This is a genomic window from Pseudomonas sp. NPDC079086, assembly GCF_044542155.1.
In the GTDB taxonomy this organism is placed as follows: Bacteria; Pseudomonadota; Gammaproteobacteria; order Pseudomonadales; family Pseudomonadaceae; genus Aquipseudomonas.
In genome coordinates this window covers 332,794-357,746 of the sequence record NZ_JBITTY010000002.1, presented here as the reverse complement: position 1 = coordinate 357,746, position 24,953 = coordinate 332,794, and the positions used below count along the sequence as shown (strand labels likewise).

24 protein-coding genes and 3 pseudogenes are annotated in these 24,953 nt (G+C 58.2%); 11 read left to right on the top strand and 16 right to left on the bottom strand.

Translation table 11 applies throughout. From position 1 onward, the window contains the following. Window positions 1-83 precede the first annotated feature (83 nt). A complete protein-coding gene (locus ACIGEK_RS11195; RefSeq protein ID WP_397493395.1) occupies window positions 84-494 on the top strand; it encodes a hypothetical protein in 411 nt (136 codons plus the stop codon). 548 nt (window positions 495-1,042) lie between these two features. Here the strand turns inward: ACIGEK_RS11195 and ACIGEK_RS11190 are convergent. From ACIGEK_RS11190 to ACIGEK_RS11180, 3 genes are all read right to left on the bottom strand, one after another. After that, window positions 1,043-1,615 carry a DUF2589 domain-containing protein gene (locus ACIGEK_RS11190; protein WP_397493394.1) on the bottom strand — a complete coding sequence of 191 codons (573 nt, stop codon included), beginning with the start codon at window positions 1,613-1,615 and terminating at the stop codon, window positions 1,043-1,045. Window positions 1,616-1,676: 61 nt separating this feature from the next. Next, entirely contained in the window at window positions 1,677-2,339 is a 663-nt protein-coding gene (locus ACIGEK_RS11185) for a DUF2589 domain-containing protein (RefSeq protein WP_397493393.1), read from the bottom strand. A 79-nt stretch (window positions 2,340-2,418) separates the two neighbouring features. Next, window positions 2,419-2,802, bottom strand: a complete 384-nt coding sequence (locus ACIGEK_RS11180) for a Mor transcription activator family protein (RefSeq protein ID WP_160014328.1) — start codon at window positions 2,800-2,802, stop codon at window positions 2,419-2,421. Window positions 2,803-2,966: 164 nt separating this feature from the next. Here ACIGEK_RS11180 and ACIGEK_RS11175 point away from each other — a divergent pair, with 164 nt between their 5' ends. Beyond that, entirely contained in the window at window positions 2,967-3,521 is a 555-nt protein-coding gene (locus tag ACIGEK_RS11175) for a pesticin C-terminus-like muramidase (protein ID WP_397493392.1), read from the top strand. A 63-nt stretch (window positions 3,522-3,584) separates the two neighbouring features. Here ACIGEK_RS11175 and ACIGEK_RS11170 read toward each other — a convergent pair whose 3' ends face one another. Continuing rightward, window positions 3,585-4,043, bottom strand: coding sequence for a hypothetical protein (locus tag ACIGEK_RS11170; RefSeq protein ID WP_397493391.1), 459 nt, complete (start codon window positions 4,041-4,043; stop codon window positions 3,585-3,587). A 185-nt stretch (window positions 4,044-4,228) separates the two neighbouring features. Here ACIGEK_RS11170 and ACIGEK_RS11165 point away from each other — a divergent pair, with 185 nt between their 5' ends. Beyond that, window positions 4,229-4,612, top strand: coding sequence for a hypothetical protein (locus ACIGEK_RS11165; RefSeq protein ID WP_397493390.1), 384 nt, complete (start codon window positions 4,229-4,231; stop codon window positions 4,610-4,612). Window positions 4,613-4,642: 30 nt separating this feature from the next. Here the strand turns inward: ACIGEK_RS11165 and ACIGEK_RS11160 are convergent, their stop codons facing one another. The 5 genes from ACIGEK_RS11160 to ACIGEK_RS11140 form a co-directional block, all read right to left on the bottom strand. After that, entirely contained in the window at window positions 4,643-4,834 is a 192-nt protein-coding gene (locus ACIGEK_RS11160) for a DUF1272 domain-containing protein (protein ID WP_397493389.1), read from the bottom strand. A 23-nt stretch (window positions 4,835-4,857) separates the two neighbouring features. After that, complete coding sequence (locus ACIGEK_RS11155; protein ID WP_397493388.1) at window positions 4,858-5,853, bottom strand: GlxA family transcriptional regulator; 996 nt, start codon at window positions 5,851-5,853, stop codon at window positions 4,858-4,860. A 174-nt stretch (window positions 5,854-6,027) separates the two neighbouring features. Next, window positions 6,028-6,297 carry a hypothetical protein gene (locus ACIGEK_RS11150; RefSeq protein ID WP_233684952.1) on the bottom strand — a complete coding sequence of 90 codons (270 nt, stop codon included), beginning with the start codon at window positions 6,295-6,297 and terminating at the stop codon, window positions 6,028-6,030. A 188-nt stretch (window positions 6,298-6,485) separates the two neighbouring features. After that, the gene (locus ACIGEK_RS11145; RefSeq protein WP_397493387.1) at window positions 6,486-7,325 is read right to left on the bottom strand and encodes a hypothetical protein; all 840 of its coding nucleotides are present in this window, start codon (window positions 7,323-7,325) and stop codon (window positions 6,486-6,488) included. A 50-nt stretch (window positions 7,326-7,375) separates the two neighbouring features. Next, window positions 7,376-8,455, bottom strand: coding sequence for a patatin-like phospholipase family protein (locus ACIGEK_RS11140; protein ID WP_397493386.1), 1,080 nt, complete (start codon window positions 8,453-8,455; stop codon window positions 7,376-7,378). A gap of 195 nt (window positions 8,456-8,650) precedes the next feature. On the opposite strand from ACIGEK_RS11140, the gene ACIGEK_RS11135 reads away from it, so the two are divergent. Genes ACIGEK_RS11135 through ACIGEK_RS11120 form a run of 4 tightly spaced genes read left to right on the top strand, consistent with a single transcriptional unit; the run spans window position 8,651 to window position 11,261 of the window. After that, window positions 8,651-8,959: a PepSY domain-containing protein gene (locus ACIGEK_RS11135; protein WP_397493385.1), complete on the top strand. Its 309-nt coding sequence runs from the start codon at window positions 8,651-8,653 to the stop codon at window positions 8,957-8,959. Beyond that, a complete protein-coding gene (locus ACIGEK_RS11130; RefSeq protein ID WP_397493384.1) occupies window positions 8,959-9,276 on the top strand; it encodes a PepSY domain-containing protein in 318 nt (105 codons plus the stop codon). Before ACIGEK_RS11135 ends, ACIGEK_RS11130 begins: the two co-directional genes overlap by 1 nt. Then, window positions 9,277-9,945 carry a response regulator transcription factor gene (locus ACIGEK_RS11125; RefSeq protein ID WP_397493383.1) on the top strand — a complete coding sequence of 223 codons (669 nt, stop codon included), beginning with the start codon at window positions 9,277-9,279 and terminating at the stop codon, window positions 9,943-9,945. Further along, window positions 9,942-11,261, top strand: coding sequence for a sensor histidine kinase (locus tag ACIGEK_RS11120; RefSeq protein WP_397493382.1), 1,320 nt, complete (start codon window positions 9,942-9,944; stop codon window positions 11,259-11,261). Before ACIGEK_RS11125 ends, ACIGEK_RS11120 begins: the two co-directional genes overlap by 4 nt. 27 nt (window positions 11,262-11,288) lie before the next feature. On the opposite strand, the gene ACIGEK_RS11115 is transcribed toward ACIGEK_RS11120, so the two are convergent. The 3 genes and pseudogenes from ACIGEK_RS11115 to ACIGEK_RS11105 form a co-directional block, all read right to left on the bottom strand. Further along, on the bottom strand, window positions 11,289-11,885 hold the full coding sequence (locus ACIGEK_RS11115; RefSeq protein ID WP_397493381.1) for an NADPH-dependent FMN reductase: 597 nt from the start codon (window positions 11,883-11,885) through the stop codon (window positions 11,289-11,291). A gap of 115 nt (window positions 11,886-12,000) precedes the next feature. Then, a pseudogene (locus ACIGEK_RS11110) lies at window positions 12,001-12,513 on the bottom strand (methyl-accepting chemotaxis protein); the annotation flags it as partial. 345 nt (window positions 12,514-12,858) lie between these two features. Then, window positions 12,859-13,926 (bottom strand): annotated as a pseudogene (locus ACIGEK_RS11105) (HAMP domain-containing protein); the annotation flags it as partial. Between the two features lie 497 nt (window positions 13,927-14,423). Here ACIGEK_RS11105 and ACIGEK_RS11100 point away from each other — a divergent pair. The 4 genes and pseudogenes from ACIGEK_RS11100 (at window position 14,424) to ACIGEK_RS11085 (ending at window position 19,302) form a co-directional block, all read left to right on the top strand. Then, entirely contained in the window at window positions 14,424-15,743 is a 1,320-nt protein-coding gene (locus tag ACIGEK_RS11100) for a Na+/H+ antiporter family protein (protein ID WP_397493380.1), read from the top strand. 120 nt (window positions 15,744-15,863) lie between these two features. Then, a pseudogene (locus ACIGEK_RS11095) lies at window positions 15,864-16,640 on the top strand (cache domain-containing protein); the annotation flags it as partial. An 84-nt stretch (window positions 16,641-16,724) separates the two neighbouring features. After that, window positions 16,725-17,546: a methyl-accepting chemotaxis protein gene (locus ACIGEK_RS11090; protein WP_397493998.1), complete on the top strand. Its 822-nt coding sequence runs from the start codon at window positions 16,725-16,727 to the stop codon at window positions 17,544-17,546. 361 nt (window positions 17,547-17,907) lie between these two features. Next, complete coding sequence (locus ACIGEK_RS11085; protein WP_397493379.1) at window positions 17,908-19,302, top strand: pectin acetylesterase-family hydrolase; 1,395 nt, start codon at window positions 17,908-17,910, stop codon at window positions 19,300-19,302. A 40-nt stretch (window positions 19,303-19,342) separates the two neighbouring features. On the opposite strand, the gene ACIGEK_RS11080 is transcribed toward ACIGEK_RS11085, so the two are convergent. The 4 genes from ACIGEK_RS11080 to ACIGEK_RS11065 form a co-directional block, all read right to left on the bottom strand. Beyond that, window positions 19,343-19,981, bottom strand: a complete 639-nt coding sequence (locus tag ACIGEK_RS11080; RefSeq protein WP_397493378.1) for a hypothetical protein — start codon at window positions 19,979-19,981, stop codon at window positions 19,343-19,345. A gap of 59 nt (window positions 19,982-20,040) precedes the next feature. After that, a complete protein-coding gene (locus ACIGEK_RS11075) occupies window positions 20,041-20,529 on the bottom strand; it encodes a DUF4442 domain-containing protein (RefSeq protein ID WP_397493377.1) in 489 nt (162 codons plus the stop codon). A gap of 91 nt (window positions 20,530-20,620) precedes the next feature. Next, window positions 20,621-22,621, bottom strand: a complete 2,001-nt coding sequence (locus ACIGEK_RS11070) for a PhoX family protein (protein WP_397493376.1) — start codon at window positions 22,619-22,621, stop codon at window positions 20,621-20,623. A 192-nt stretch (window positions 22,622-22,813) separates the two neighbouring features. Beyond that, window positions 22,814-24,409, bottom strand: coding sequence for an isocitrate lyase (locus tag ACIGEK_RS11065; protein WP_397493375.1), 1,596 nt, complete (start codon window positions 24,407-24,409; stop codon window positions 22,814-22,816). Window positions 24,410-24,953 lie beyond the last annotated feature (544 nt).

The window sequence follows — 24,953 nt, the reverse complement described above, 5'->3', positions numbered from 1 at the left end:
TTTGCCGTGGAAACGACTCCTGCTGAAGTCGCTTGAGTCGCGACCCCTAGGCTGAGATTCCATACCTAGCGAGGGGTTTCATCATGAGCAAGCCGGTAATTATTAACACCAGTGAGCGCGGGTGGCTGGATAAAGCCATCCGCATGCGCCTGGTATTTGGTGCAGTGGAGCTGGTCGACGATGCGAACACGGGCGTACAGCCGGAGGACATTGAGGAGTTACTGGAGCTGATTCAGAAGCATCAAGGGCATCACAGCAGCCGACTGCGCACATTACTGGGCGTGGGTGTCGGCTTGTGCCTATCGCTGATGGGCTTGTGGATGATTCACGCAGCCGCCACTGATCCCGTTGCAACCAGTGAGTTATGGGTACTACTGGCCGGTGGTGTGTTTATGGCGTTCTTCGGCGGATTGGGGGTGTTCTATGCCCTGGGGCAGCGCTGGAGAATCAGTGCCAGTAGCGGTGATCGGAACATGACCCTGGGTTCCGACTGATGGTTCGGTGCCGTGGTTACTGCTCACGGCACCATTTTCACTGCGCATAAGGTCTTCAAGTAGGGTTATTAGGCCTGCGCAAACCAGAAACAGTCCCCAGTTGAAAGCTGCTGTTTGCATATGCCGCAGCAGGCGCATCCACTCGCTCTGGGTTTGCGGTATCCACACTATAGGCAGCATAAAACCCAATAGCGCCACCATCGCGTATGACATCAGGCGGATAAATGTTTGTGGTGGTGGCGATTGCTGTTGCATGCCGTAGACCACTGTGGCGACCACCAGAATGCTGGCTGATGCGGACAACACAAGATCAGCGCGCGAGTGCAGTACATCGAACAATACTGCTTCGAACTCCTTGCCTGCTGACGTATCCGGGTGCAATACCAGCGCCGCACCGACTAACTGCACTAGCGCGCCGCCCAGCCATGGGGCCTGCAGCAAGGGATAGCGTTGCAGCAGTGCTGGCATCGCGAGGCTGCGACGCCAGAACAGTAGCCAGGCCAGTGCACTCAAACTGTACATCAGGCCTATCACCATGCTGTACATGATCAGGGGCTGGCAGGCTGAGGGGGCGTTGGTTCGCTTTCAATCACGGCTGGCGTGGGGGCGGCCATTCGAATCGGGCTGATCAGGTTGGTGTACTCCTCGATCAGTCTATGCACGGCCTCAGGCGGCTCGCAGGCCTTGAACTCCATACTGATGGTGATTTCATCTGGGTCACGTTCTTGTCCTTGGCGCTTCTCGCTGCCGAAGGTGACAAAGAACCGCTCGCTTTGCAGTTCGCCATTTTCCAGGGCGTGGCTGGCTTTTTCGAGCTCGGTACCGTGCATCTTGACCGAGAGATCGACCTTCATGCTTTCCAACCCCAGGCCGCGTGGTGCGACTAGAGCTATCAGCGGGATATTCATGGTGTGCTGCTCATCCAGACCAACTTCCACCATCTTCGCCTTCATGGGAGTGCCGAGGTCGTCCGGGTTGTAGTCAAAAAACTGGTCAAACAACTTGATGTACTGCTGGGCAACCAGGTTATGGGTCGCCGCCGCCGCTTGGTGCAGACCGCGGGTGATATGGCTCAAATCACTGGCGCTCATCGGTTGTTTCTTGCTGGAAAACAGTGCCATGGGTGAACTCCTCGCTCACTGATGTAAGGAAGACCCCGCCGAAGCGGGGTCAGGGTGGCGCTTACGGCGCCGGGTTGCCGCCTTTTGCAGGCTCTGGTTTTGGCGATTCCAGGATGGCGTCAGTAGGCAATGGATCAGTTGCAAACGTGGCCTTCTCGCTTGGCATCAACACCGGTTTGGTCGCTGCATCAGTGAGGAAGTCGATCACCCGCATCAGTGCTTCTGGTGGGTCCTGACGGGCAATTTTGGTGCTGATGGCATAGCGCGCACGGGTGTCGGTTTTACGCGTCTGGGTAGACTTGTGGCTGACCGAGCCTTTCACCGTGACACTGAATGGACCCCAGCCGAGTTTGGCTTCGAAGCTGCCTTCGCCAGCCGTTTCGCTGGTGTCTTCGGCTTGCTGGCTGATGGTCAGCTCGAAGTCGATGGAGCCTTCTTCGATGGTGATGTTGGGATGGCTGATGGCTGCCAGCAGCGGAATGCGCATCTTCTTGGTGACGGTGCCCTTGTATACACCGTTCTCGTCGACCAGGGTTTCGTCGTAGTCGAACTGCACGGACACCGCTTTGCCATCCTTGATGCATACCGCCATCAGGAAGTCGGCATAGGCTTTGCTCGCCTGCACCTGAGCCGTAATCATGGCCTGCAATGGCCCTGAAATCATGCGATCCAGCGGCAGTGCGTTGATGACGGAACCGATCAGGCCGGTATCAATCTGGGACATAGTCAATCTCCTTATCGTATGCGCGAAATGCGCAGTCTCAGGCTATGGAGCCTCGTAATTGAGGTTCAGCAGGAACTACTTACCTATGAGTTTCATGCTCTTGGCGGCGGATGTTGCCGATCTGCCGCAGGCTCAAGCCGTACTTGTCAGCCAGGGCGCTGCGGGATAGGCCATCCGAGCTTTGCTGGACGATCTGCAGATTGCGTATCTGTCGACAGAAGTGGTCGGCTTTGGGGATCTCGATAGCGATACCGGCGTAACGCTCGATCAGAGCGTCCAGCGCTTGTGGCGGCAAGAGCAGGGCTAGCGAGGAACGGGCAGGGTATTTAGGAATGTATTTGGGGCGGCCGCCGAATGCGCAGGTCAATCGATATGCGCTTTCCAGACCGATGCATTCGATCAATTCCTGCAGTGAGTGGGGCAGTAGCTTGATGTCGACCTGTTGCAGGTCATTCTCGTCCATGGGGTCCTCCTTGTTGTCTCGTGGACTGCCAAGGATGCTAGGAATAGGACGGGTTGTTTTTTCAGCAGGAAATATCCCCCCTGAATACGCTGGGAAATGCTTCAAGCTGATATGTATTCGCGGCCGGTGATCGACTGCCAATCCCCATCAACGGAGGATTGTCCATGTCTCACTATTCGATTTACTTCAGTTTTATCGCCAACCTAGAAGGCGGACCAGCGACCAAGGGTTATGTGCCTGACGCCGGCAATAGCCGCAGCGGGGTCACCATTGCAACGGGGTTTGACCTTGGGCAGCGCAAGCTGGCTGATCTGCAGGCGCTGGATTTACCTGAAGCACTGCTTGATCGGCTAAGTCCCTACCTTGGCCTGACTGGGCAGGCGGCAGTTACACAGCTGGCCACGCAGCCGCTCAACATCACGGCAGCAGAAGCGGAGCAGATTGATGAGGCCTACAAGGAGCCTTTTATCAATCGCTTGGCGGCCAGTTATGCCAAGTCCGGCGGCGGCGATTTTGCCCAGTTGCCAGCGCAGATGCAGACCGTTATCGCCTCTGTGGCCTTTCAGTACGGTGATCTTGCCTCGCGCACACCGAACTTCTGGAAACAGGTGGTGGCGCATGACTGGAATGCCGCCCATAGCAACCTGCTGAACTTCGGTGATCGCTACACCAGCCGGCGGCGTCAGGAAGCCGAGCTGCTATCTCAGGCCATGTCCTGAATAGCAAACTGCCCAGCCGTTAGGCTGGGCAGTTCTAAAGTGATTAGTTACGACGGGGAATGGTTACTGGCAGGGCTGCACCAGCAGCAGGCTGATACTGCCCATCTGCCCGCTATCATTGGTCGGTGTTTTTTCCGGCAGGCTGCGCCAATCCACGTTCAGGCAGATCGCCGTCAGCGCATCCGGGCCTTCCGCGCCGATCACGCGGGGAGCAAAGTCCCGGCGGTACAGCGCCTGCGTGCTTTTGTTCGGTTTTACACTGTGGGCATCGCTCAGGGTTGTGCTGACCAACTCGGGGATCAGTTTCATGGGCAGTGTGAAGCGGGCTTGGGTGCCGTCCTGGTTGAAATAACCGGCCGCTCGGGTGCGCTGCCAAAGCTGTTGCCATTGGCTGCTGCCGGCCCCAACGGCAAGAGACTGGCCGTAGGCTTTTAGGGTCGATTCAGGTAGGTTTTCCGTGTTCATGGCATGGCTCAAACCGCTGGCCAGGATCAGTAGGAGGGGCAGGTTACGTATCAACATGGTCAAGCTCCGGTGGGTTGTGGAGCTGGCAAGTTGCCCGCACCATCGGCAGCTGTTCAGCGGGAAATACTGCCCATCACGCAGGCCTTCAGATCGCTGCGGAAGTATTTCCTGCTGTAGCGCAAGGTGGCAGGGCGCTGAGATAGGTCTGCCAATTGGCAGCTATTTCACATGGAGAGACTTATATGCCCACTCTGAACCCCGCTATTACGCTTGCAGGCAACCTCGCTGACTTCAACCATGACGGTTTTGAAATCGAGGCGATGAACTTCCTTTTTGATCGTCTTGATCGCGGCAATCTGACGGTTGACGGCGATGCCCTGTACATCGGGCAGCAAGCGGTGCACCACTACACTTGGCGCGACAAGGGACGCAATCGCACCTGCTCGATGTTTTACACCTACGGTAATGCCCCAAGCCATATGACTGTGTACGGCCTGGGCAAGCACTGCGGTGACAGTGACAAGGAGTACAAGCTGTACACCTGGGTCGATAAAAAAGAGCAGCTGTACACCTTGGCGCCGACGCGCAGTGACTCGCGGTTTCGCTCATTGTTAGCGCCAAACTGAGGCTGGCTAAGCGCTCCTTCGGAGCGCTTTTTATTTCGCCTCGGCAACGAGACGACGTGGTCGCTGCAGCAATTCTCCGCTGCAGTTCGGGCAACGCCCGCGCAATGTGTTATAGACGCAGTCGCGGCAAAACGTGCACTCGTATGAGCAGATAAATGCGTCCTGGCTATCGACCGGCAGATCCCGGTTACAGCATTCACATTTTGAACGTAACTCCAGCATGGCAAGCTCCTTGGGTGGGGTGTTCAGGCGAAGCGTTCTGCATATTCCTGTGGGCTGATGCCAAGGTGCTTGTGAAAGGTGCGACGCAGGTTTTCCGGGTGCTTAAAGCCACTCAAACGCGCAACCGTGCTGATTGAAGCTTGCGCGTTCTGTAACAGACTGCGCGCAGCTTGCAGACGCACAATCTCCACATAGCGACCCGGCCCCATGCCCAGTTCCTGGTTGAAGGTTCTCGATAAAGTGCGCGACGTCATATTGGCTTGCGTCGCCAGAGCCGCCAGCGACAGGTCCTCATGCAGGTGCAGCGGTATCCATTCCAGTAGGCTGGCCAGGCGCGGCACTCGGCTCGGTTCCGGGGTCAGCAGTGCACTGAACTGAGCCTGTCCGCCGGGGCGGCGCAGATACAACACCAGACGTTTGGCCACGGCTAAGGCCAGTGGTCGGCCGTGGTCGGATTCGAGAAGAGCGAGCGCCAGATCAATTCCAGCGGTTACACCAGCAGACGTAAAGATGTGGCCATTACCGCCAGGGTCTTGCGGATCATAGGTGTGCAGACAGTCGCCACTGATCGTAACTTGTGGATGTTCTTGTCGCAGAAAGTCGAGGTCGGCCCAATGGGTGGTGACACGCCGACCATCTAGCAGGCCGGCGGACGCGAGAATCAGTGCGCCGGAACAGACAGAACCCACTCGCCTTATTTGCGGCACGGCGCTACGTAACCAGTCCAGCAACTCAAGGTTCTGGCATTGCGCCTTATCACCCTGACCGCCGGGGATCAGCAGAGTATCGATGTGTGCGGGGTCTGCGACCCCCCAAGCCTGTTCGGCCACCAGTTGGAAACCGGCGGAGGTAGGCACCGGCCCTGGCTGCTCGCCGAGTATCAGTAGGCGATAAGCCGCGGGCAAACCCTGGCGTTGCCGTTCGTCATTGGCGGTGGCAAATACCTGCAGCGGACCGGTCAGGTCCAGGCTCATGACATGCGGATAAAGCAGGCAGGCGATGGTTCGCGGAGCATCCATGGAAGCGTCTCGATAAGCGATGGATGCAGTCTGCGCTTAACGAGTAATTGGCAACAAGGACAACAGGCCCACAGATATTGCCATTTCGGCGTCGCCGGAGTGGCGAGGAAAAGAGAGAAGGGCTCTGATAAGAGGGGCCAGTCGGCAGCTCAGAGCCCTTGTTGCAGCAGCCGATTACTCCGGCATGCTCCATGGTTCCAAGGTGAAACCTTGCTGGCTGAGCTGCTCACGGGATTGCTTGAGCAGATCGGCAAATTGCACCGGGTCGCTGTAGATGGTGCTGGACAGTTGAGTGCGGCCGAGTAGGCGAGTGCTGGTACGGTCGATCACACTGAGGCTGAGGTTGCCAGTGCCATCTTGCGGGGCCCAGGCGACGCATTGGAAAGGTTGAAAGGCGCGGTCGGCAATCAGCAGAGCTTCGTTAAAACGCAGCGGTGCGTTCATGGGGTCGGTTTCTCCGAAGTGATCCCAAATACACAAAGGGGCAAACGGTAGATTCACGCTTGCCAGTCATATGTGTTGATGAACGAAGCTGACCGTTAAGTCACATGTGGGCGTAAAAATGCAAGAAATTGTCCGATAAATCACAGTTTTAATTGCGTAAGCCGAGAAACAGGGCGAGGAAGAGAGACTTAGCCCCTCTCTGATCCTTTACAGACCGCCAGCAATTGCTGCAAATAACGGGTGATGTAGCGCTGAAACCCACGGTCATCCCAATAACCGACGTGGCTCAGGGGGGTATGCCGTTCGTACCAGGTGCCCACTGGCATGGCACGGTCTTCGGCGACCACTGCGGCGTAATTGGGCAGTGGCCGCAGCGGGTAACCCAGTGGGTCGGCAGGGGCATAGATGTTGAGCCAGCGCGCCTGCTCAGTCACTGCGTCGGTCAGGCAGTGACCGGGAAAGCGGATCGGCACGACAGGGTCGTAAGCAAAGGTAAACAGCGGGATATTGCAGCCAAAGGTGATCAAGCCGCTCAGGGTTTCCAGGGCCAGAAAAGGATCAAGCGGGCACTCCTCAACCGAGTTGATGCGTTGCTGATCCCAGGCGAAGTTGGAGAAGATATGCCCACCCAACGAGTGTGCGAGCACCACCAGCGGGGTGTCGGCATCGACTTTTGCACGCAAGGCATTGAGGCCGCTACGTAGGCACTGATGGACTTCTTCGTAGGTCGTGTCGTAGGCCTGGCTAACTTGGCGATAGCCGCTGGCATCACCGAGAAACAGCGTGACTATGCGGCGTAACCAACGCCAGCGCACGGGCTGGTCATTCAGTTTGTCGAGAAACGCCAGTTGTCGCTTGTCCAGCACACTGGCCCAGTACAGCGTTTGAAAGGCCACCTGATCGGCTTCTGCGCCCAGGCGTTGGCGTAACCCGGCGATTAGGCTCTGGGCAAAGGCGTGCTGGCCTTCGTCGTCACGCAGGTCGGGTTGCGTGCCGATACCGTGGATAATGGCGACTGCGAGTTTCATCCTGGCCATCCTTGGTCATGCTGTCTTGGTTGTTCGGCCGGCGTCAGTCTTTAAAGTGGCTGCAAACGTTCGCTAAGGCGGCCGCTGTCGGCTAGTTCGAGAAACTCGTCACCAAGGCGCTGGCTTTCGCTCATGGCCGTGCGCCAATAGCGTTCGCGGCCAGCATCATCGCCGAGGTAACGGCTGAAATCCTTGCGGTCGGGGAGTTTGCCATGGGGCAGGCGCGCCAGATAGTCACGTGAGGGTGCCAGCAGCAATACATCCTGCAGACGCCCAGCGTCGCCACGACGCCAGGGCATGCCCTTGTCGAACCAGCCTGGAATGACCTTATCGGTGAAGTGCGGGTAGAGCACGATATCTTCGCCGCTGTAGGGCAGGTCGAGGTGATAGTCGAGCAGGCCGCCATCGCGATAAGTTCCGGGTCCGGCACCGGGAATATCACGCACGCCTTGCATGATCATTGGGATGGAGCCCGAGGCCAGCAGTGCATGACGTAGGTTGCCACTATCGAGCTGCAGGTAGCGCGAGGGAAAGTCGCTGAGCGCACCGAGCGGCGGAGCCAGGCGAGCGTCGTGCAGAATCACCCGTTCGAAATGCTTGGCCAGGCGCGGGCGGCCCAGCAGGTTGCTGCCAATTACCGACGACAGGCCCAGGCCGAGGGCGCCACGATGATCGTGCTGCAGCAGGCCATGGCTTTTCACCACAACGATATTCAAGCGGTAATGCGGGTTGCTGAGGATGCTATCGCTGTCGTTGCCCAGCAGCTGGTCGAGCATCAGGCTGCAGCTACTCGACACCTGCGCCATGCTCACGCCTTTGGCAAAACGCTGCGAGGTATACAGCTCGCCGAGGCGGCGCAGGCCAGCTGCCGCATCCGGTAAACAGGCGCTGGCGAAACGCCAGGAACCAATGGACGCGCCAATCAGCGAGCGCTCGCGGGGCGCACGCTGCAGCCAGTCGCCAAACAGCGCCAGATCCAGCCCCTGAATTCCCAGCGCCTTCGGGCCGCCTGCCGCGCCTGGCAGAATGCCGACGTCGGCTGGCTGTAAGCCGTGCTCGCGAATTCGCGCGAGGGCACGTTTACCGGCCTTGATCGTCAAGGCAGGGGACTTGATTAATATCGCACTCATGCTGGCCTCCATCGCGCAAGGCAGCGATTATAAAGCGCCGAGTTGCTAGGCCAAGCGACTTCAGCATGTGAATGATGGGTGCACGGATTTGGATAAGTCAGCGTTTGCGCGACGTCTTAAGCAAATTCAGCTTGAGTTAAGTCGTGTGCAGTAACTTGGACTGCGTCGAAAGCCAATGCCATAAAGGACTAGAACATGAAAACACTGACTGCCGTATTTGCCGCTGCTGCTCTGACCCTGACTGCCGGTCTGGCCCAAGCCCGTGACTTAGGCCCGGATGAAGCGCTCAAACTGCGTGACGCCGGCACTATCCAGTCCTTCGAAAAACTCAACGCTGCCGCCTTGGCACTGCATCCTGGCAGCAAGACCGAAGACACTGAGTTGGAAGAAGAATATGGCCGCTACATCTACCAGGTCGAAGTTCGCGACGCCCAGGGCGTGCAGTGGGATGTCGAGCTGGATGCCACTAACGGCCAAGTGCTGAAGAACCAACGAGACGATTAATGAACACCACTGCTTGGCTTCCCCGCGCCCTCCTGGCCTGCCTGCTGCTAACGCTGCCGCTCAGCAGCAGTGCGCGTGACCTGGATCAGGATGAAGCACTTCGCCTGCGCCGTGAGGGGCTGATCATGCCCCTCGAGCAGCTGTTGCAAATGGCCATGCAGCGCCATCCTGGTGCAGTTTTGCTGGAAGTCGAGCTGGAAGAAGAGGATGGCGTACTGGTGTACGAAGTCGAGCTGGTGACTGAGCAAGGCGTGGTGCGTGAGCTGGAATTGCACGCCGGCACCGGCGAAGTGCTCAAGGACGAGGTGGAAGACTGAATGCGCCTACTGCTGGTTGAAGACCATGTACCCCTGGCTGATGAGCTGCTGGCAGGCTTGGCCCGTCAGGGGTATGCGGTGGACTGGTTGGCCGATGGCCGTGATGCCGCCTATCAGGGCGCGACCGAACCCTATGACTTGATCATTCTTGACCTCGGTTTGCCTGGCAAACCGGGATTGCAGGTTTTGCAGGAGTGGCGGGCGGGCGGTCTGACCACTCCGGTATTGATTCTTACGGCCCGCGGTTCCTGGGCCGAACGCATTGAAGGACTCAAAGCGGGTGCAGATGACTACCTGAGCAAGCCCTTTCACCCGGAAGAGCTGCAATTGCGCATTCAATCACTGCTGCGCCGCGCCCACGGTTTAGCCAATCAGCCACAACTGGAGGCGGCAGGCTTGCAGTTGGATGAAGGCCGGCAGTCGGTCACGCGCAATGGTGAAGAAGTGCAGCTAACCGCCGCAGAGTTCCGGCTGCTCCGCTATTTCATGCTCCATACCGGGCAGTTGCTGTCGAAGAGTCATCTGGCTGAACACCTGTATGACGGCGAGAGCGAACGCGACTCGAATGTTATCGAGGTACACGTCAATCACCTGCGGCGCAAGCTGGGGCGCGAGATCATCGAAACCCGCCGCGGACAGGGTTATCGCTTCAGCGGGGATGCCGCTTGAGGTCAATTCAGCAGCGTTTGAGCCTGGGTCTGATCAGCGTATTGCTGATTATCGGTTTGCTGCTGGCGCAAAGCAGCCTCTGGCTGTTCGACCGCAGCCTGCGCGGTTATCTGCAGACAACCCTGCAAGACGAAACGCAAACCTTGTTGGGCGCGATTGTGCGTGGCCCCAACGGCCTACAACTGGATGAGCGGCGCCTCAGTGCGGCGTTCAAACGGCCGTATTCAGGGCTGTACTTTCGTATCGATCTTGGCGAGCAGAGCTGGCGCTCACGTTCTCTATGGGATCGTGACCTGCCCCCGGGGCCAGCAGCAGGGCTGCAAGATACGTTAGGCGACGGGCCGCAAGGTCAGCAGTGGCTGGTGTACCGTGCCGACTATCAGCGCTATGGCCAGTCCATCGTGATTCATGTGGCACGTGACTACACACCCATACTCAACAGCTTCAGCCAGGTGCAGAAGATGGTTCTAGGCCTGGGTATTGCCGCGTTGGTGCTGATTCTGTTGTTGCAGCGGCTGACTGTCAGTCGTGCATTGCGCCCGCTGGAGCAGGCCCGCCGGCAGCTCATGCAACTGCAGCAAGGCCAGCGCAGCCAGCTGGACCAACAGGTGCCGTTGGAGCTGGAGCCGTTGGTGGCGCAGATCAACCACCTGCTGGCGCACACTGAAGACACCCTCAAACGCTCACGCAATGCTTTGGGTAACCTCGGCCATGCGCTAAAAACGCCGTTGGCGGTGCTGGTCAGCCTGGCCACCCGGGAAGAACTGAAACAGTTGCCGCAGTTGCGCGAGAGCCTGAATGGCCAGCTGCAACAGATCGAGCAGCGTATCGCCCGCGAATTAGGCCGCGCACGCTTAGCCGGCGAAGCCTTGCCGGGCGCGCATTTCGACTGCGCCAGTGAGCTGCCTGAGCTGTTCTCAACCCTGGTGATGATCCATGGCAACCACCTGCAGCTGGATTGGCAGGCCGAGCCTGGCTTGCGCTTGCCCTGGGACCGTGAAGACCTGCTGGAATTGCTCGGCAACCTGCTGGACAACGCCTGCAAGTGGGCCGACAGCCAAGTAAAGCTGCAGATCAGCAAGGTGGCTGAGGGCTATCAATTAACGATTGATGACGATGGTCCGGGCATCGATGCCGCGCAGCGTGACGATGTACTGAGCCGTGGCAGCCGCCTGGATGAGCAGGTTGCCGGGCATGGTCTGGGCCTGGGTATCGTGCGCGATATCGTCGATGCCTGGGCCGGGAGTTTGCAGCTGGCAGACAGCCCGCTGGGTGGCTTGCGGGTAACGGTCAGCTTGCCGACGAAGCGCACCTGAGTTCATCAGGTGCGCCCAGAGCAATGCTCACATGCCGTTGGCAAATGCCGGATTGCTCATATCGATACTGGCGCGCACCGGAAGTAGGGCGTGCGCGTACTTGGCCAGAATATCCAGCTCGTAATCGATCCGTGCATGCAGGCGCTGATCATCTTCGCTGCTTGGTTCCGGTGTGTTCAGCACCTTCTCGACGCTGCGTACGATCAGGTGTTCTGGCAGGTAGCAGAGGCGGCAGTTCTTGTAGCTAGACGAGCGTAATTCGCTGATCGGGTAAGCCCCGCCAACCCCCGAGGAGACGCCAACCAGCAGCCCTGGTTTGTGCGCCAATTCGGCCTTACTGGCATAGATAAAGAAGTTCTTGATGGCCGGGCAGGCCATGCCATTCCACTCTGGGGAAATGATCACTACGGCATCGGCGGCCGCCAGTTGTTTGCTGTACAGGCCCCAGGGACCGGTGTCGTCGGCGGGCCAAAGCGGTAGCGGGGCGAGCCCCAGGTCAATCACGTTGCTCTGCGCATCATCGGTATGGTCCAGCTGAATCAGGCGCTGGCGCAAGAAGCGGGCGACCTTGCCCGATTGGCTATTAGTACGACCTGAACCAGCCACCAAAGCGATATTGAGCATCGTGTACCTCTCAAATTTATGAGTCATAAATGAAAAACGCAGGCTAACGATTGCTAGCCTGCGTCACAAGGGAACAGCCGCCAGAGTGGCGGACCGATGGTGCTATACCCGGCGTTTAGACGCGGAACTGGTCCATAAGACTTTGCTGGTGATTAGCCAGTTTGTTCAGGCCCTGGCTGATCTTGGCGGACTCATCGGCCTGAACAGAAATTGACTCGGTGACATCCCGGATAGAAGCCACATTGCGGTTGATCTCCTCAGCTACCGAGCTTTGTTCCTCGGCGGCGCTGGCGATCTGCAGGTTCATATCGGTAATGACGCTGACCGCCTGACTGATGCGCTGGAGTACGGCCACTGCCTGCTCGACCTGCTCAACGCTGCCCTGTGCCTGGCGATGGCTACTATGCATGGTGCTGACCACTTCCTTGGTACCACTTTGCAGACCTTCGATGACCTGACGGATTTCCTCCACCGAGTCCTGGGTACGTTTTGCCAGATTGCGCACTTCATCGGCTACTACAGCAAAACCACGCCCAGCCTCACCGGCGCGGGCGGCTTCAATCGCGGCGTTGAGTGCCAGCAGGTTGGTCTGTTCGGCGATCGAGCGGATCACTTCCAGTACCGAGCCGATCTTCTCGCTGCTGTTAGCCAGGCCTTCGACTTCCTGCATGGCCACGTTCATCTCATTGGCCAGCAGTTCGATAGTCGAGGTGGTCTTGCCAATCACGCTCATGCCTTCGCGGCTGGCATGGTCAGCGGTACGCGCGGCTTCTGCGGCCTGGGCGGCGTTGTGCGCAACATCCTGCGCAGTGGCGCTCATTTCCTGGAAGGCGGTGGCAACCTGATCGACTTCACGGAACTGCTGCTGCATGCCGTCGCTGGTCTGGCTAGCGATCAGCGCGGACTGGTCGGCGGTGCTGCGGGCGTCCTGCACACTGCGTTTGACGTCAGCGATGATCGGTTGCAGCTTGTCGAGGAAACGGTTGAACCAGCTGACCAGCTCACCTAACTCATCCTGTTTGGCGTATTCCAGACGGCGGGTGAGGTCGCCTTCGCCACTGGCGATATTTTTCAGCATCGCCGCTACACCGAGAATTGGTCGAGTGACACCCAGCGCCGTCAGCCAGATCAGCAGAATACCCACTACTCCCGCAGCCAGGCCTAGGCCCAATGAAACGGCAGTGCTGCGTGTGCCCATTTCATCCATTTGCGCTTCGAGGCGAGCTGCCGGGGCCAGCAGAACCTTCTCCGGCACCTCCATTAAAACGCCCCAGGGTTGCGACTCAGGGATCGGCAGCAGCGGTTGTAGCACTTGCAGTGCACCGTCGTAGTGCAAGGTTTCTGGGCGATTACTTGCGACCAAACTGAGTATTTCGCTGTGTTGGTCAGTGAAGGCTTTCTCCAGTTTTCCACCTAACAGGCTGCTGTCGCGACTGTGCCCAGCAAGCAAGCCTGCGGGGCTGATGATGCTGACATGTCCAGCACCGTCAAACAGACCTTGGTGCGCGCTGGTACTCAGCTCCTGCAGACTGGCCAGGCTGATATCCACACCCAGTACACCAATCACTTTGTCGCCTTGGATCAAGGGGAAAGCGATGCTGGTCATCAGGGTTTTTACCCCGTCAGCCTCATCGATATAGGGATCAAGCAGACACACCTTTTTTTTCTGCAATGGGCAGCTGTACCAAGCGTTATAGGGCGCGCCGCTGATACCTGGTGTGGTGTCGTTGAGGTTTTCTTCGGTCATGGCCTCGGAGCTGAGTTCGCCGTTATCGCCCTGTGACCAGTAGATCGAAAAGCGACCTTTATCATTGCTGCCTAGGTTTTCCTGATCGGCAAATAGCTCATCCTTGCCATCCAGTGCGTTGGGCTCGAACGCGACATAAATGCCCAGCAAGCTGCGGTTGGCTTCCAATGCACTGCGTACCTGACGAGTCAGGTCTTCACGTAGGTCGAAGGCATCGAGAAAGCGTTTTTCGGCCTGTTCACGAATAAACAATACCTGCGTAGCCGCACCACGCCCGTACTGATAGGCGTCCATAAAATAGCGCTGGATTTGCAAGGCCTGGGATTCGCCGCGTGCGGACATGCGCAGCTGTGCGGACTCTTGCAGCATGGCCGTGCTGGCCTGCTTGACCAGGCTGGCGCTGCGTGAGGCCTGGATAACCGAGGCGGAAACCAGCACCGCAACAATTGCCAGCAAGCAAAGGCCGGCCAGTAGGGTGATCTTCAACTGGATAGAAAGTCGGCTGAACAGCATTTTCAGGACCTTTATATGAATGAGGCTTAGAGCGCCTATCGGCGCTTAGGCACTTTTCTTTAAGTTTCAGGTTAAGTAAAGCAGAGCAAATTGCAGGCCAGTAGCGCTCTTTAAGCCGCAGATTAATCGAAATTAGCAACGCCTTGTACAGAATAATTTACGGGTGTTTTGACAGGTCAGTCAGCATTGTGCAGAGTACGCGCCCTTCGCCGAGCCGGCGCAGCATCCAGAGAAGGTCGAAACCTTCGCGGACCTATTTAAATTGCGGGAGTAAATCGATGAACGCAGTCGTTGCGGCAGTGGGGATCATGCTGATTCTCAGCTTGTGCCGTGTGCATGTGGTGGTAGCCCTGATCGTCGGCGCCTTGGCCGGTGGCCTGCTCGGTGGCCTGGGCATTGAAGGCTCTCTGGCTGCATTTAACAAAGGCCTGGGCGGCGGGGCGACAGTGGCGTTGTCCTATGCCTTGCTTGGCGCATTTGCTGTGGCGATTGCCAAATCCGGCCTGGCCCACGCCCTGGCGGACAAGGCCCTGGCCATGGTCGGTAAGCAGGACGCCAAAGGTGCTGGCCTGCTCAAGTGGCTGCTGATTGCGCTGTTGTTGGTGGTGGCGATTTCCTCGCAGAACATCCTGCCGATTCATATCGCGTTTATCCCGCTGCTGGTGCCGCCTCTATTGTATGTGTTGAGCAAACTGCAGCTCGATCGTCGCCTGATCGCCTGCGTGCTGACCTTTGGCTTGATTACCCCCTACATGTTTTTACCGGTGGGTTTTGGCGGGATTTTCCTCAATGACATTCTGCTGGCCAATGTCGCCAGTGGCGGCGTCGATACCAGCAGCCTGGACGTGAGCAAGGCCATGGCGATTCCGGCGCTGGGCATGCTGTTTGGTTTGCTGGTAGCGGTGCTGTTCAGCTACCGCAAGAAACGTGTCTACGACCTGAGCAAGATCGAACAGGTCGAGCGCGTGGATGTCGCCTACAACCCGCTGAGTCTGCTGGTGGCGGGCGTGGCAATTGTTACTGCGTTTGTTGTGCAGCTGTGGCTGGACTCGATGATTATCGGTGCGCTGGCCGGCTTTATCATCTTCTCGGTGTCTGGCGTGGTGCGCTGGAAAGAGGCCGATGGCCTGTTTACCGAGGGGATGAAAATGATGGCGATGATCGGCTTTATCATGATCGCCGCCGCCGGTTTTGCCGAAGTGATGAAAGCCACTGGCGAAGTGAAAAGCCTGGTCGACAGCTCCGCTGAGCTGATTGGTCACGACAAGGCGCTGGGTGCGCTGTTGATGCTGCTGGTTGGCCTGCTGGTGACTATGGGTATCGGTTCGTCGTTCTCCACCGTGCCGATCATTGCCGCGATTTTCGTACCGCTGGGTCTGCAATTGGGCTTCAGCCCGCTAGCCATTCTGTGCATTGTCGGCACTGCCGGCGCGCTGGGTGATGCCGGCTCGCCTGCCTCCGACTCGACCCTCGGGCCAACTGCCGGGCTCAACGTCGATGGCCAACACAACCATATCTGGGACAGCGTAGTGCCGACCTTCCTGCACTACAACCTGCCGTTGCTGGTATTCGGTTGGGTAGCAGCTATGGTGATTTGACCGGGGCATTGCACGTCTGTTGCGTGTTCGCAAACAGGCGATTCAATCTTTCAGCGGGGCTACCGATAAACCGGTAGCCCCGTTTTAATTTCGCTTCACTGCCAAGCAAGGACCTGCTCTATGCGCCTTACATTGAAATCAAAAGTAGTGCTGCTGGCACTGGTTCCAGTGGTGTTGTTTGCCCTGGTTCTCAGCGGTGCTGCTGCCAAGGTGCTGCAGCATCTGGCGGAGCAAGAGATCAAAGAAACACGTGAGCGGTTGTTACAGCAAAGCCGTGATGAATTGGAACACTACATACAGATCGCGATGGGCTCGGTGCAGATGCTGTATGACGGTGCGGCGCAAGGTGATATGGGCAGCCGTGAGCAGGCGATTAGCATTCTGTCGAAGATCAAGTACGGTAAGGATGGTTACTTTTTTGGCCATGACTCCAACGTGGTCCGCCTGTTCCGTGGTGATAGCTCGGTCGATGTGGGCAAGAGTCTGGCCGATCGCCGCGACCCCAACGGGGTTTACACCAACCGTGAGTTGGTTAATGTGGCGAAAAACAACACCTATTTCGTTAACTACAGCTCGCCATTACCTAGCAATGACGCAGTGTTGGTGCCGAAAATGGCCTACAGCTTTTACCTGCCCAAATGGGACATGGCACTGGGCACGGCAATCAACCTTGACGGTGTAGAAGCACAGATCGCCATGGTGCAGGTTGAGATTGATGAACGCATCAGTACCATCATCACCAGCATCATGATTGTGGCCGCTGTGCTGCTACTGGTCTTTGGCATCGTGGGTGTAGTGCTGAGCAATGCGTTCCTGCGCCCCCTGCAGCAGATAAAAGATAACCTTGATGACATCGCCGCCGGTGAAGGTGACCTGACCCGACGCTTGCCAATCAATGGCGATGATGAACTGGGCCAGTTGGCAGGTTCGTTCAACCGGTTTGTCGAGAAAATTCATGGTCTGGTACGTCAGATTGTCGATATGACGGGCCAGCTAACCGAGCTGGTCGGCCAGGTATCAACTCAAGCCCAGCGCTCGGAGGAGGCCATGGAGCGTCAGCGCCATGAGACCGATCAGGTCGCCACCGCCATCAATGAAATGTCCGCCGCCGCCCACGAAGTTGCGCAGAGTGCCCAGGGCGCAGCTGAAGCGGCGCAGAAGACTGACACCGAAGGCCAGGCGGCGAAAAAAGTGGTCGATGGCAGTATCGAGCGCATCCATACCCTGGTGCAGGACATCCGCGACAGCGGCGTGTCTCTCGACACTCTGCAGAAAGACGTGTCGTCGATTGTCAGTGTGCTCGATGTGATTCGCTCCATCGCCGAGCAAACCAATCTGCTGGCACTCAACGCTGCCATTGAGGCTGCCCGCGCCGGTGAAGCGGGGCGCGGCTTTGCCGTGGTGGCCGATGAGGTGCGGGCGCTGGCTAGTCGTACGCAGCAGAGTACCCAGGAAATCCAGGGCATGATCGACCGTTTGCAGAAGGGCACCCAGGATGCGGTGACCGCAATGCGCCGCTCCAGTGATGCCGGTGATGTGACCAGCGAGCAGGCCAATCGCGCCGGCACGTCGCTGGATGCCATCGCGCAACTGATCGGCACCATCAACGCGATGAACGCGCAGATCGCTAGCGCTGCCGAGGAGCAGACCGCGGTTGCCGAAGAGATCAACCGCAGCGTGCACAAGATTGCCGTGGCGGTCGACAGCGTGGCCGACGAAACCCAGCAGGGCGCGCAGACCGCGCGCAATCTGGCCGGGCTGGGCGAACGACTGGGCGCACTGGTGCGGCAATTCCGCATCTAGCACCTGACGCAACCGCATTGAAAGGGAAGCCATGCTTCCCTTTTTTATTGCGCATACCACTGCAGGAATCACGCGCAGGCAGATAACTGCAGCAGCTTAAAAACCCACCGATCTATATCCAATAAGTATGTAACCCTGTGGTTAGCGGGAGTTTCTTGGACTAACGTGCACGAATCGCCGGGCCCGCTTGAAATCTGAGCAGCGGCGACACGTTTGGGTACGCGTAGTTACTGCTGCTTCGGCGCGGTGTATGAGCAGTCTCCAGTAGGTGATTGGCTGATTTTGGGTGATAGCTGGAGGGGATTCGTACAACGGCTCGGGTATGTGGACCCATCGATAACAACAAGATGAGGGACTCACTATGTCTGTAGCGATAACACTTCGGCGCTGTGTCGCGCCGCTGATGGTTTCGGCCCTGGCCATGCCAGTGCAGGCCGAGCAGGGCGATTACAACTTCTGGCAAACCCTGAGCAACCTGGTGGTTGCACCGGCGGCAGATAACAAGGTCACCCCGGCGCAACGCCTCGGGCCGTATCCGCTACTCGCCAACCCGGGCGGTTTCAACAGCGGCTTCAAACCGGCTAATTACTACGCCTGGCAAACCGTGCAGATGGCCCCGCAAACCGGCGCTGTGTGTGGCAACGGCTCGCCTTACAAGTTCTTCGTCAACCGCGTGCCCAATACCCGTAACACCATCATCTATCTGGAAGGTGGCGGGGCGTGCTGGGACTACGCCAGCTGCACCGGCCAGAGCGGCATTCGCGGTGCGCGCAATCCCGACGGCATTCCCAATGACTACATGAGCCTGCTCAACCCGGGGGCCAGCCTGGTTAGCCCCTTTGTCGTGCGCCTGCATCCCTGGACGCGGGTTAAGACTCAGAACTGGAACATGGTCTATGTGCCGTATTGCACCGGCGACATCTACTCAGGCGACAAGGTTGCAGTCTATGAAGACCCGCAAAGCCAGCAGGCGCCGCTGATCTGGCACCACAACGGCCTGCGCAACATGCGTGCGGTAGTGGGCTGGCTGAAAGACAACCTGCCGCGCCCCACGCAAATGCTGACCACCGGTTGTAGCGCGGGTGGTGCCGGCAGCCTGACCAACTACGCACCAACCCGGCAGGACATCGCGCCCACACGCAGCTTCCTGATCAATGACTCTGGCCCAGTGTTCTCGGCTATCAGTGGTGGGGGCAACGAGGCCTATCCGTCCTTGCCGTTGCAGGGTTTTATTCGCGATGCCTGGGGCCTGGATGCCGGGCCGTTGCCGTACCTGCAGTCACGTTTGCCGGGGCTGAACCTGAACAACCTTGGCAGTCTCTACCCGGCGCTATCGAGCAACCTGGCAGGCGACCGCATGGGCCATACGCACTTTTGGAAGGATCTGAATTACTCGTCCTATTCCTATGAGCGGTTCTACCCAGAGATCATCAATGCACCGAACCAGGTCGCCAAGGAGGCGCTGATCCACGCCAAGTGGGATGTGGACACCGGCAGGCTGCGTAACGAGCTGGCCAACCTGCCGAATGTTGGCGGTTACTTCCCGCAGTACCGCGCGGTCAATGAGAGCCACTGCACCAGCATCATCGAGTTTGCCAACGCGGATATTCAGGAGCAGAACCTGCAGCTGGATGACTTCGTCAATAACGTGATGAATGGCAGCGGCCCGGTACTCGATGCCTCTGAGCAAAGCGACACCGCCGACCGCAACAAGCCCTTCAACCTGCTGTACTACGCGCTCGACCAACTGCTGTAACAACGCCGCCGCCCGACCTGAGCAGCCTGCTCAGGTCGGGTTATTGATAATGCTGTTCACGCGCCTGCTGCAGGCGTTGGCGCAGGTATTCATCACGGCTCAAACCATCGGGGAAGCTATCCATGCTCAGGATCTCCTCAACGATGCGTTTCTCATCGGTCTTGTAACGGCGAAACTCGGCGCTGGGTGTCGCGGCCTTGGCTTCGCGCTCGGCGCTAATCGCCTTGTAGCGCGCGACCAAGGCGGTTGCTTGGTCTTTCTGCGCTTGTTCATCGCCGGTGGTGAGCTGAATCAACCCCAGTTGCAGTAACAACGACTCACTCATGGCCAGCTCGTTGCGCTGCTCGTAAGTCTCGATCTGCTCACGTAAGGCCTGCGCCTGGCTTTCACGTTGTGCGGGGGACAGCTCGGCAGCCCCGCTGACAAAGCTGCGATAGGCCTGATGGAACGCCAAACGCTGCTCCTGGTTTTTTACGGCGGGGTTTTGCAACAGCTCTTGCAGCTGCGCCTCGGTGGGCATCGGCGTTGCGGGGTTATCACCCGTAAACACGCTTGCAGTGTTATCGGCCGGACTGGTCAGCGCGGCCAACGGTGGCTCGTTGTGCAAACGCCAGTACAGCGTACCGAGCACGGCAATCAGCACCAGCCCACCACCAATTAAAAGAGGTTTTCCCTGCACCGGCTATCTCCCGAATAACGCCGCACACTACGGCGTTTTCAGCTTAGCCCAGTCTGCATTCAGCGCTTCTTGCTAACCCAGGCCCACAGCATTTCACACTGGATCGGCTGGATGCCGGCTTCATCGGTCACGGTCACGGCAACCAGTACTTCGCCTTTTTCCTGGGTATGAATGGCTTGAATCTGCTCGGGTGTCAGGCTTGCCACGGCGCGCAGGCTGCCAGTGGCGCGCTTGAGGTAGTCGACCTTGAGGCTTTTGATTAGCGGCAGTTTGTCATCCGGCACGTTCATACCCACCAGAAAACCCGTGGCCGATTCAGCCAGCAACGCCATGGCGGCGGCATGCACGCCTTTAATGTGGTTTTGTACCTTGCGCTTGTTGGCGATGCTCATCACCGCCTGCTGCTGGGTCAGCGTATGCACGCGCACCTTGGCGGTGCCGGCGAACTTCACCTGGGAGCCAAATAGCAGCGACAGCGCCGGGCTTTGCAGGGCGCTGGGCAGTTGCTGGATTTTGTCGACGATACGGCTCAAGCGGTTGCTGGACATGCTTATGCTCTTTGCGCAGAGGGAAGAGCATGAGTCTGTCACAGCAAAATGTGACCGGCCAGGGCTGGCCGGTCACATAATTGCCAGCCGATTAAAGCAGCCGACGGCCGTCTTCACGGGTGATGATCACGGTGGCCGAGCGCGGACGCTGAGCGGGGCCATCGGGCCAGGTGCTGAGCAGGTTAGTCGCCGTGGAGCCTTCGCCCGGGTGCTGGATATTGACGAACAGCGTGCGGAAGTCCGGCGTTGCGGTGATGCCCGTTACCTCGGCGCCCACAGGCCCCACCAGGAACCGCTTAAGTTCACCAGTGCGCGGCTCAGCCACCAGCATCTGGTTGTTGCCAAACGGCCCGCTGCTCAATTGGCTGCCGCTCATGTCGGTCTGAATCCACAGCCGGCCTTCTTCGTCAAACCACAGCCCATCGGGGCTGGCCAGGCGGTTGTCAGCCGTAAGCGGTTTGCCATTCGGGCCGATGCTGTCGCTCTCAGGCCCGGCCAACATAAACAGGCTCCAGGCAAACTTCCGGCCGGCGTAATCCTTGCTTAGTTCACGCCAACGGATGATATGGCCGAACGCGTTGGCTGGGCGCGGGTTGGCGGCATCAGTGCTGGTCCGGGCAGTGTTGTTGGTCAGGGTGAAATACACCTCACCGTTGTCCGGATTGACCGCGCCCCATTCCGGGCGGTCCATCTTGGTAGCACCAACCACGTCAGCGGCCAGACGGGTATTGATCAACACTTCGCCCTGGTCGGCAAAACTCACCCCAGCTGCCATGCAGGCTTTCTGGAATTTCTTGTTGTTGATATCCAGCGCCAGCCATTCACCCTTGCCGCTAGCATCGAAACGCGCGACATACAGCGTGCCTTCATCCAGCAAACGGCCATTACTGCGCCCTGGCCGGTACTTGTCGCGGCTGACGTATTTATAGATGTACTCGTTCTGCGAATCGTCGCCGGAGTAGCACACCACCGGGCGGCCGGATTTTACCGGGGCAAACACCAGGCCTTCGTGGGCGAAGCGGCCGAGTGCCGTGCGCTTGACTGGGACGGATTCCGGCGCGAATGGGTCGATTTCGACAATCCAGCCAAAGTGATTGGGTTCGTTACGATAGTCCGCGCTGGCGGTGGTTGTGATGCGCGTGGCATCAAAACGCTCGAACTCATCACCCGTGAGGTGATCCCAGCCGTAGCGGCTGCTGCTGCGCAGGCCATAGCGGCTCAGTTCGCGCGGTAAGTCGCTATCGCGGCTGGCAAAGTAACCAGCCCAGTTCTCTTCACAGGTCAGGTAGGTTCCCCATGGGGTAAAACCGTTAGAGCAATTGTTCAGGGTTCCGCGGGTTGCCGTGCCTTTGGGGCTGTAACGGGTTTTCAGCAGCACATGACCGCGCGCAGGGCCGCTGATCTGCATGGGCGTAGCCCCGGTGATACGGCGGTTTCGGGCGCTCGGCAGCACGGCCCACTCGCCATTCAGGCCACGGCGTACTTCCACCACTGAAACACCGTGGGCGTTGATCTCCTTACGTACTTCCTCGGCGCTGCTGCGTTTACCGGCAGCGAGCGTCGGGCCATTGGGGTGTAGCAGTGGCGCATCGATATATTCGTGGTTGAGCACCAGCAATCCGTGATCGCTTTTCTTGCCGCCGCGCTGTGCGTCAATCGGGAAGAAATGCATGCCGTCATGGTGCATGCCCAGTTGCTCAGCCTGGTCCTGGGCGCTGTTGCTGCCATCGCTCAGGTAAGCCGGATAGTTGCCGGTTATCGGCGTGCCCCAGGGGATAAAGGGCGTGGCGCGGTAACCCGCCGGCACACTGATGCTGTCTAAACGATTGGTCGCAATAGCCGTGAAGGGCAGTTTGCTGCGCGGTTTAAAGCGCAGCTTATCCAGGCCCTTGGCCGCTGGTTCAGCCGCAACAGCGGCGCCGGGCAGGGCGCTGCCGAGAAACGCCAGAGTGCCGAGCGCGGCACCGGCGGCCAGCACTTGCCGACGACCGACGCCGTCGATCATCTGATTGATATGCGGGTTGCTGGACGCATTGCTGGGCAATTCATCGCCATTGCCGAACAGCACTGAGTTGTCATTATCGTGGCTCATGCAGGCTCCTTGGATTAATCGACGGGTGCCTGACGCTATCCAAGTAAATTGACGTAAACATGACAGCGGCTGTGCGAAAGCGCACAGAATCAGAAAAGGGCAAATTGCAGGCAAAAAAAATCCCAGCATTTCTGCTGGGATTTTTTCAACACCCTCAACCTTGATCGTGGCCTCGGTTGAGTGAGCCGGTTCTTAGCTGAACTGGTTCATGGTGTTGTCTTTGCCGCCGGCTTTCAGAGCAGCTTCGCCAGCGAAGTACTCTTTGTGAGCGTCGCCGATGTCGGAACCGGACATGTTCTGGTGCTTAACGCAGGCGATACCTTGACGGATTTCCTGACGCTGAACGCCTTTCACGTAGGCCAGCATGCCTTGGTCTGCGAAGTACCCTTTGGCCAGGTTGTCGGTGGACAACGCAGCGGTGTGGTAAGTCGGCAGGGTGATCAGGTGGTGGAAGATACCAGCCTGAGCCGAACCGTCGCGCTGGAAGGTGCGGATGCGCTCGTCAGCGATCTGAGCCAGTTCAGTTTCGTCGTAATCAACGCTCATCAGTTTGGCGCGATCGTAGGCAGAAACGTCCTTGCCTTCAGCAACCATGGCATCGTATGCCTGCTGACGGAAGTTCAGGGTCCAGTTGAACGATGGGCTGTTGTTGTAAACCAGCTTGGCGTTCGGGATGGTTTTACGGATTTCGTTAACCATTTCTGCGATCTGGCCGACGTGTGGCTTCTCGGTTTCGATCCACAGCATGTCAGCGCCGTTCTGCAGCGAAGTGATGCTGTCCAGTACGCAACGCGCTTCACCGGTGCCAGCACGGAACTGGAACAGGTTGGAAGGCAGACGCTTAGGACGCAGCAGCTTGCCACCACGGTTCAGAACTACGTCACCGTTGTTCAGGTCAGCAGCGGAAACTTCTTCGCAATCCAGGAAGGAGTTGTACTGGTCGCCCAGGTCGCCTGGCTCTTTGGTCACGGCGATTTGCTTGGTCAGGCCAGCACCCAGGGAGTCGGTACGAGCAACGATCACGCCGTTGTCGATGCCCAGTTCCAGGAATGCGTAGCGAACAGCGTTGATCTTGGCCAGGAAGTCGGCGTGAGGAACGGTTACTTTACCGTCCTGGTGGCCGCACTGCTTCTCGTCGGAAACCTGGTTTTCGATCTGGATGCAGCAAGCACCCGCTTCGATCATCTTCTTGGCCAGCAAGTAGGTGGCTTCCGGGTTACCGAAACCAGCGTCGATGTCAGCGATGATTGGTACTACGTGAGTTTCGTAGTTGTCGATCTGGTTCTGCAGGTCAGCAGCTTTGGCGTTGTCGCCAGCAGCGCGGGCAGCGTCCAGAGCGGTGAACAGCAGATCCAGTTCACGGGCGTCAGCCTGGCGCAGGAAGGTATACAGCTCTTCGATCAGGCCGGATACAGAGGTCTTCTCGTGCATGGACTGGTCTGGCAGCGGACCGAAATCCGAACGCAGAGCAGCAACCATCCAGCCCGACAGGTAGAGGTAGCGCTTGTTGGTGGTCTTCAGGTGCTTCTTGATCGAAATCAGCTTCTGCTGACCGATGAAGCCATGCCAGCAACCAAGCGACTGGGTGTAGACGGAGGAGTCAGCGTCGTACTCAGCCATGTCTTTGCGCATGATGTCAGCAGTGTACTGAGCGATTTCCAGACCGGTTTTGAAGCGGTTCTGAGCGCGCATACGGGCTACGGACTCAGGGTCAATAGCGCTCCAGCTGCTGCCGGCAGCTGCTTTAAGGGCGGCAACGGCTTTGATGTCGTTTTGATAAGCTGACATGGTCAATCCTTCAAAGTATGTGTTTGGTTGAGCACCGACTTCCCCCACCGAAAACTGTGTTGCTGGAGGTTGTTGTAGCCAACTGCAGAACGCCGAGACATCGACTTGAGACGGAATTGATCCGGGAGGAGGGTGACGAGCTAAACAGTTCGCGGGCTTCAGCTGTTGCAAATGAGCGAATCATTTGGCGTTTACCGGCCAAAGATGCTGCCGGACGACTCAACTTGCTGTGCGTGCTGCGCGCTGTTGCTAAACGCTTCCCCGTCCCTCAGGACAACTTCGTTCCAGTCGCAATCTCATCGAACGGCCTTGTGGGCTTTACAACGCAAATCGGCTCGGACGGTAAGTTGGAGCGCGATTCGGAGGGCCTTTCAGCACCTCTGATTAGCGGGAGCGGGGCCATCATGCCTCTGCCAAAAGTGTTCGTCAATTATTTTGTAGTGCTTTTTACATGACTACTACATAAATCCGAAAACGACCGACAAGTCAGCTTTTACGGCTCTATCCGGCGCTTTGCGGGGTTGGGCAATGGCTGCGAGGTTTT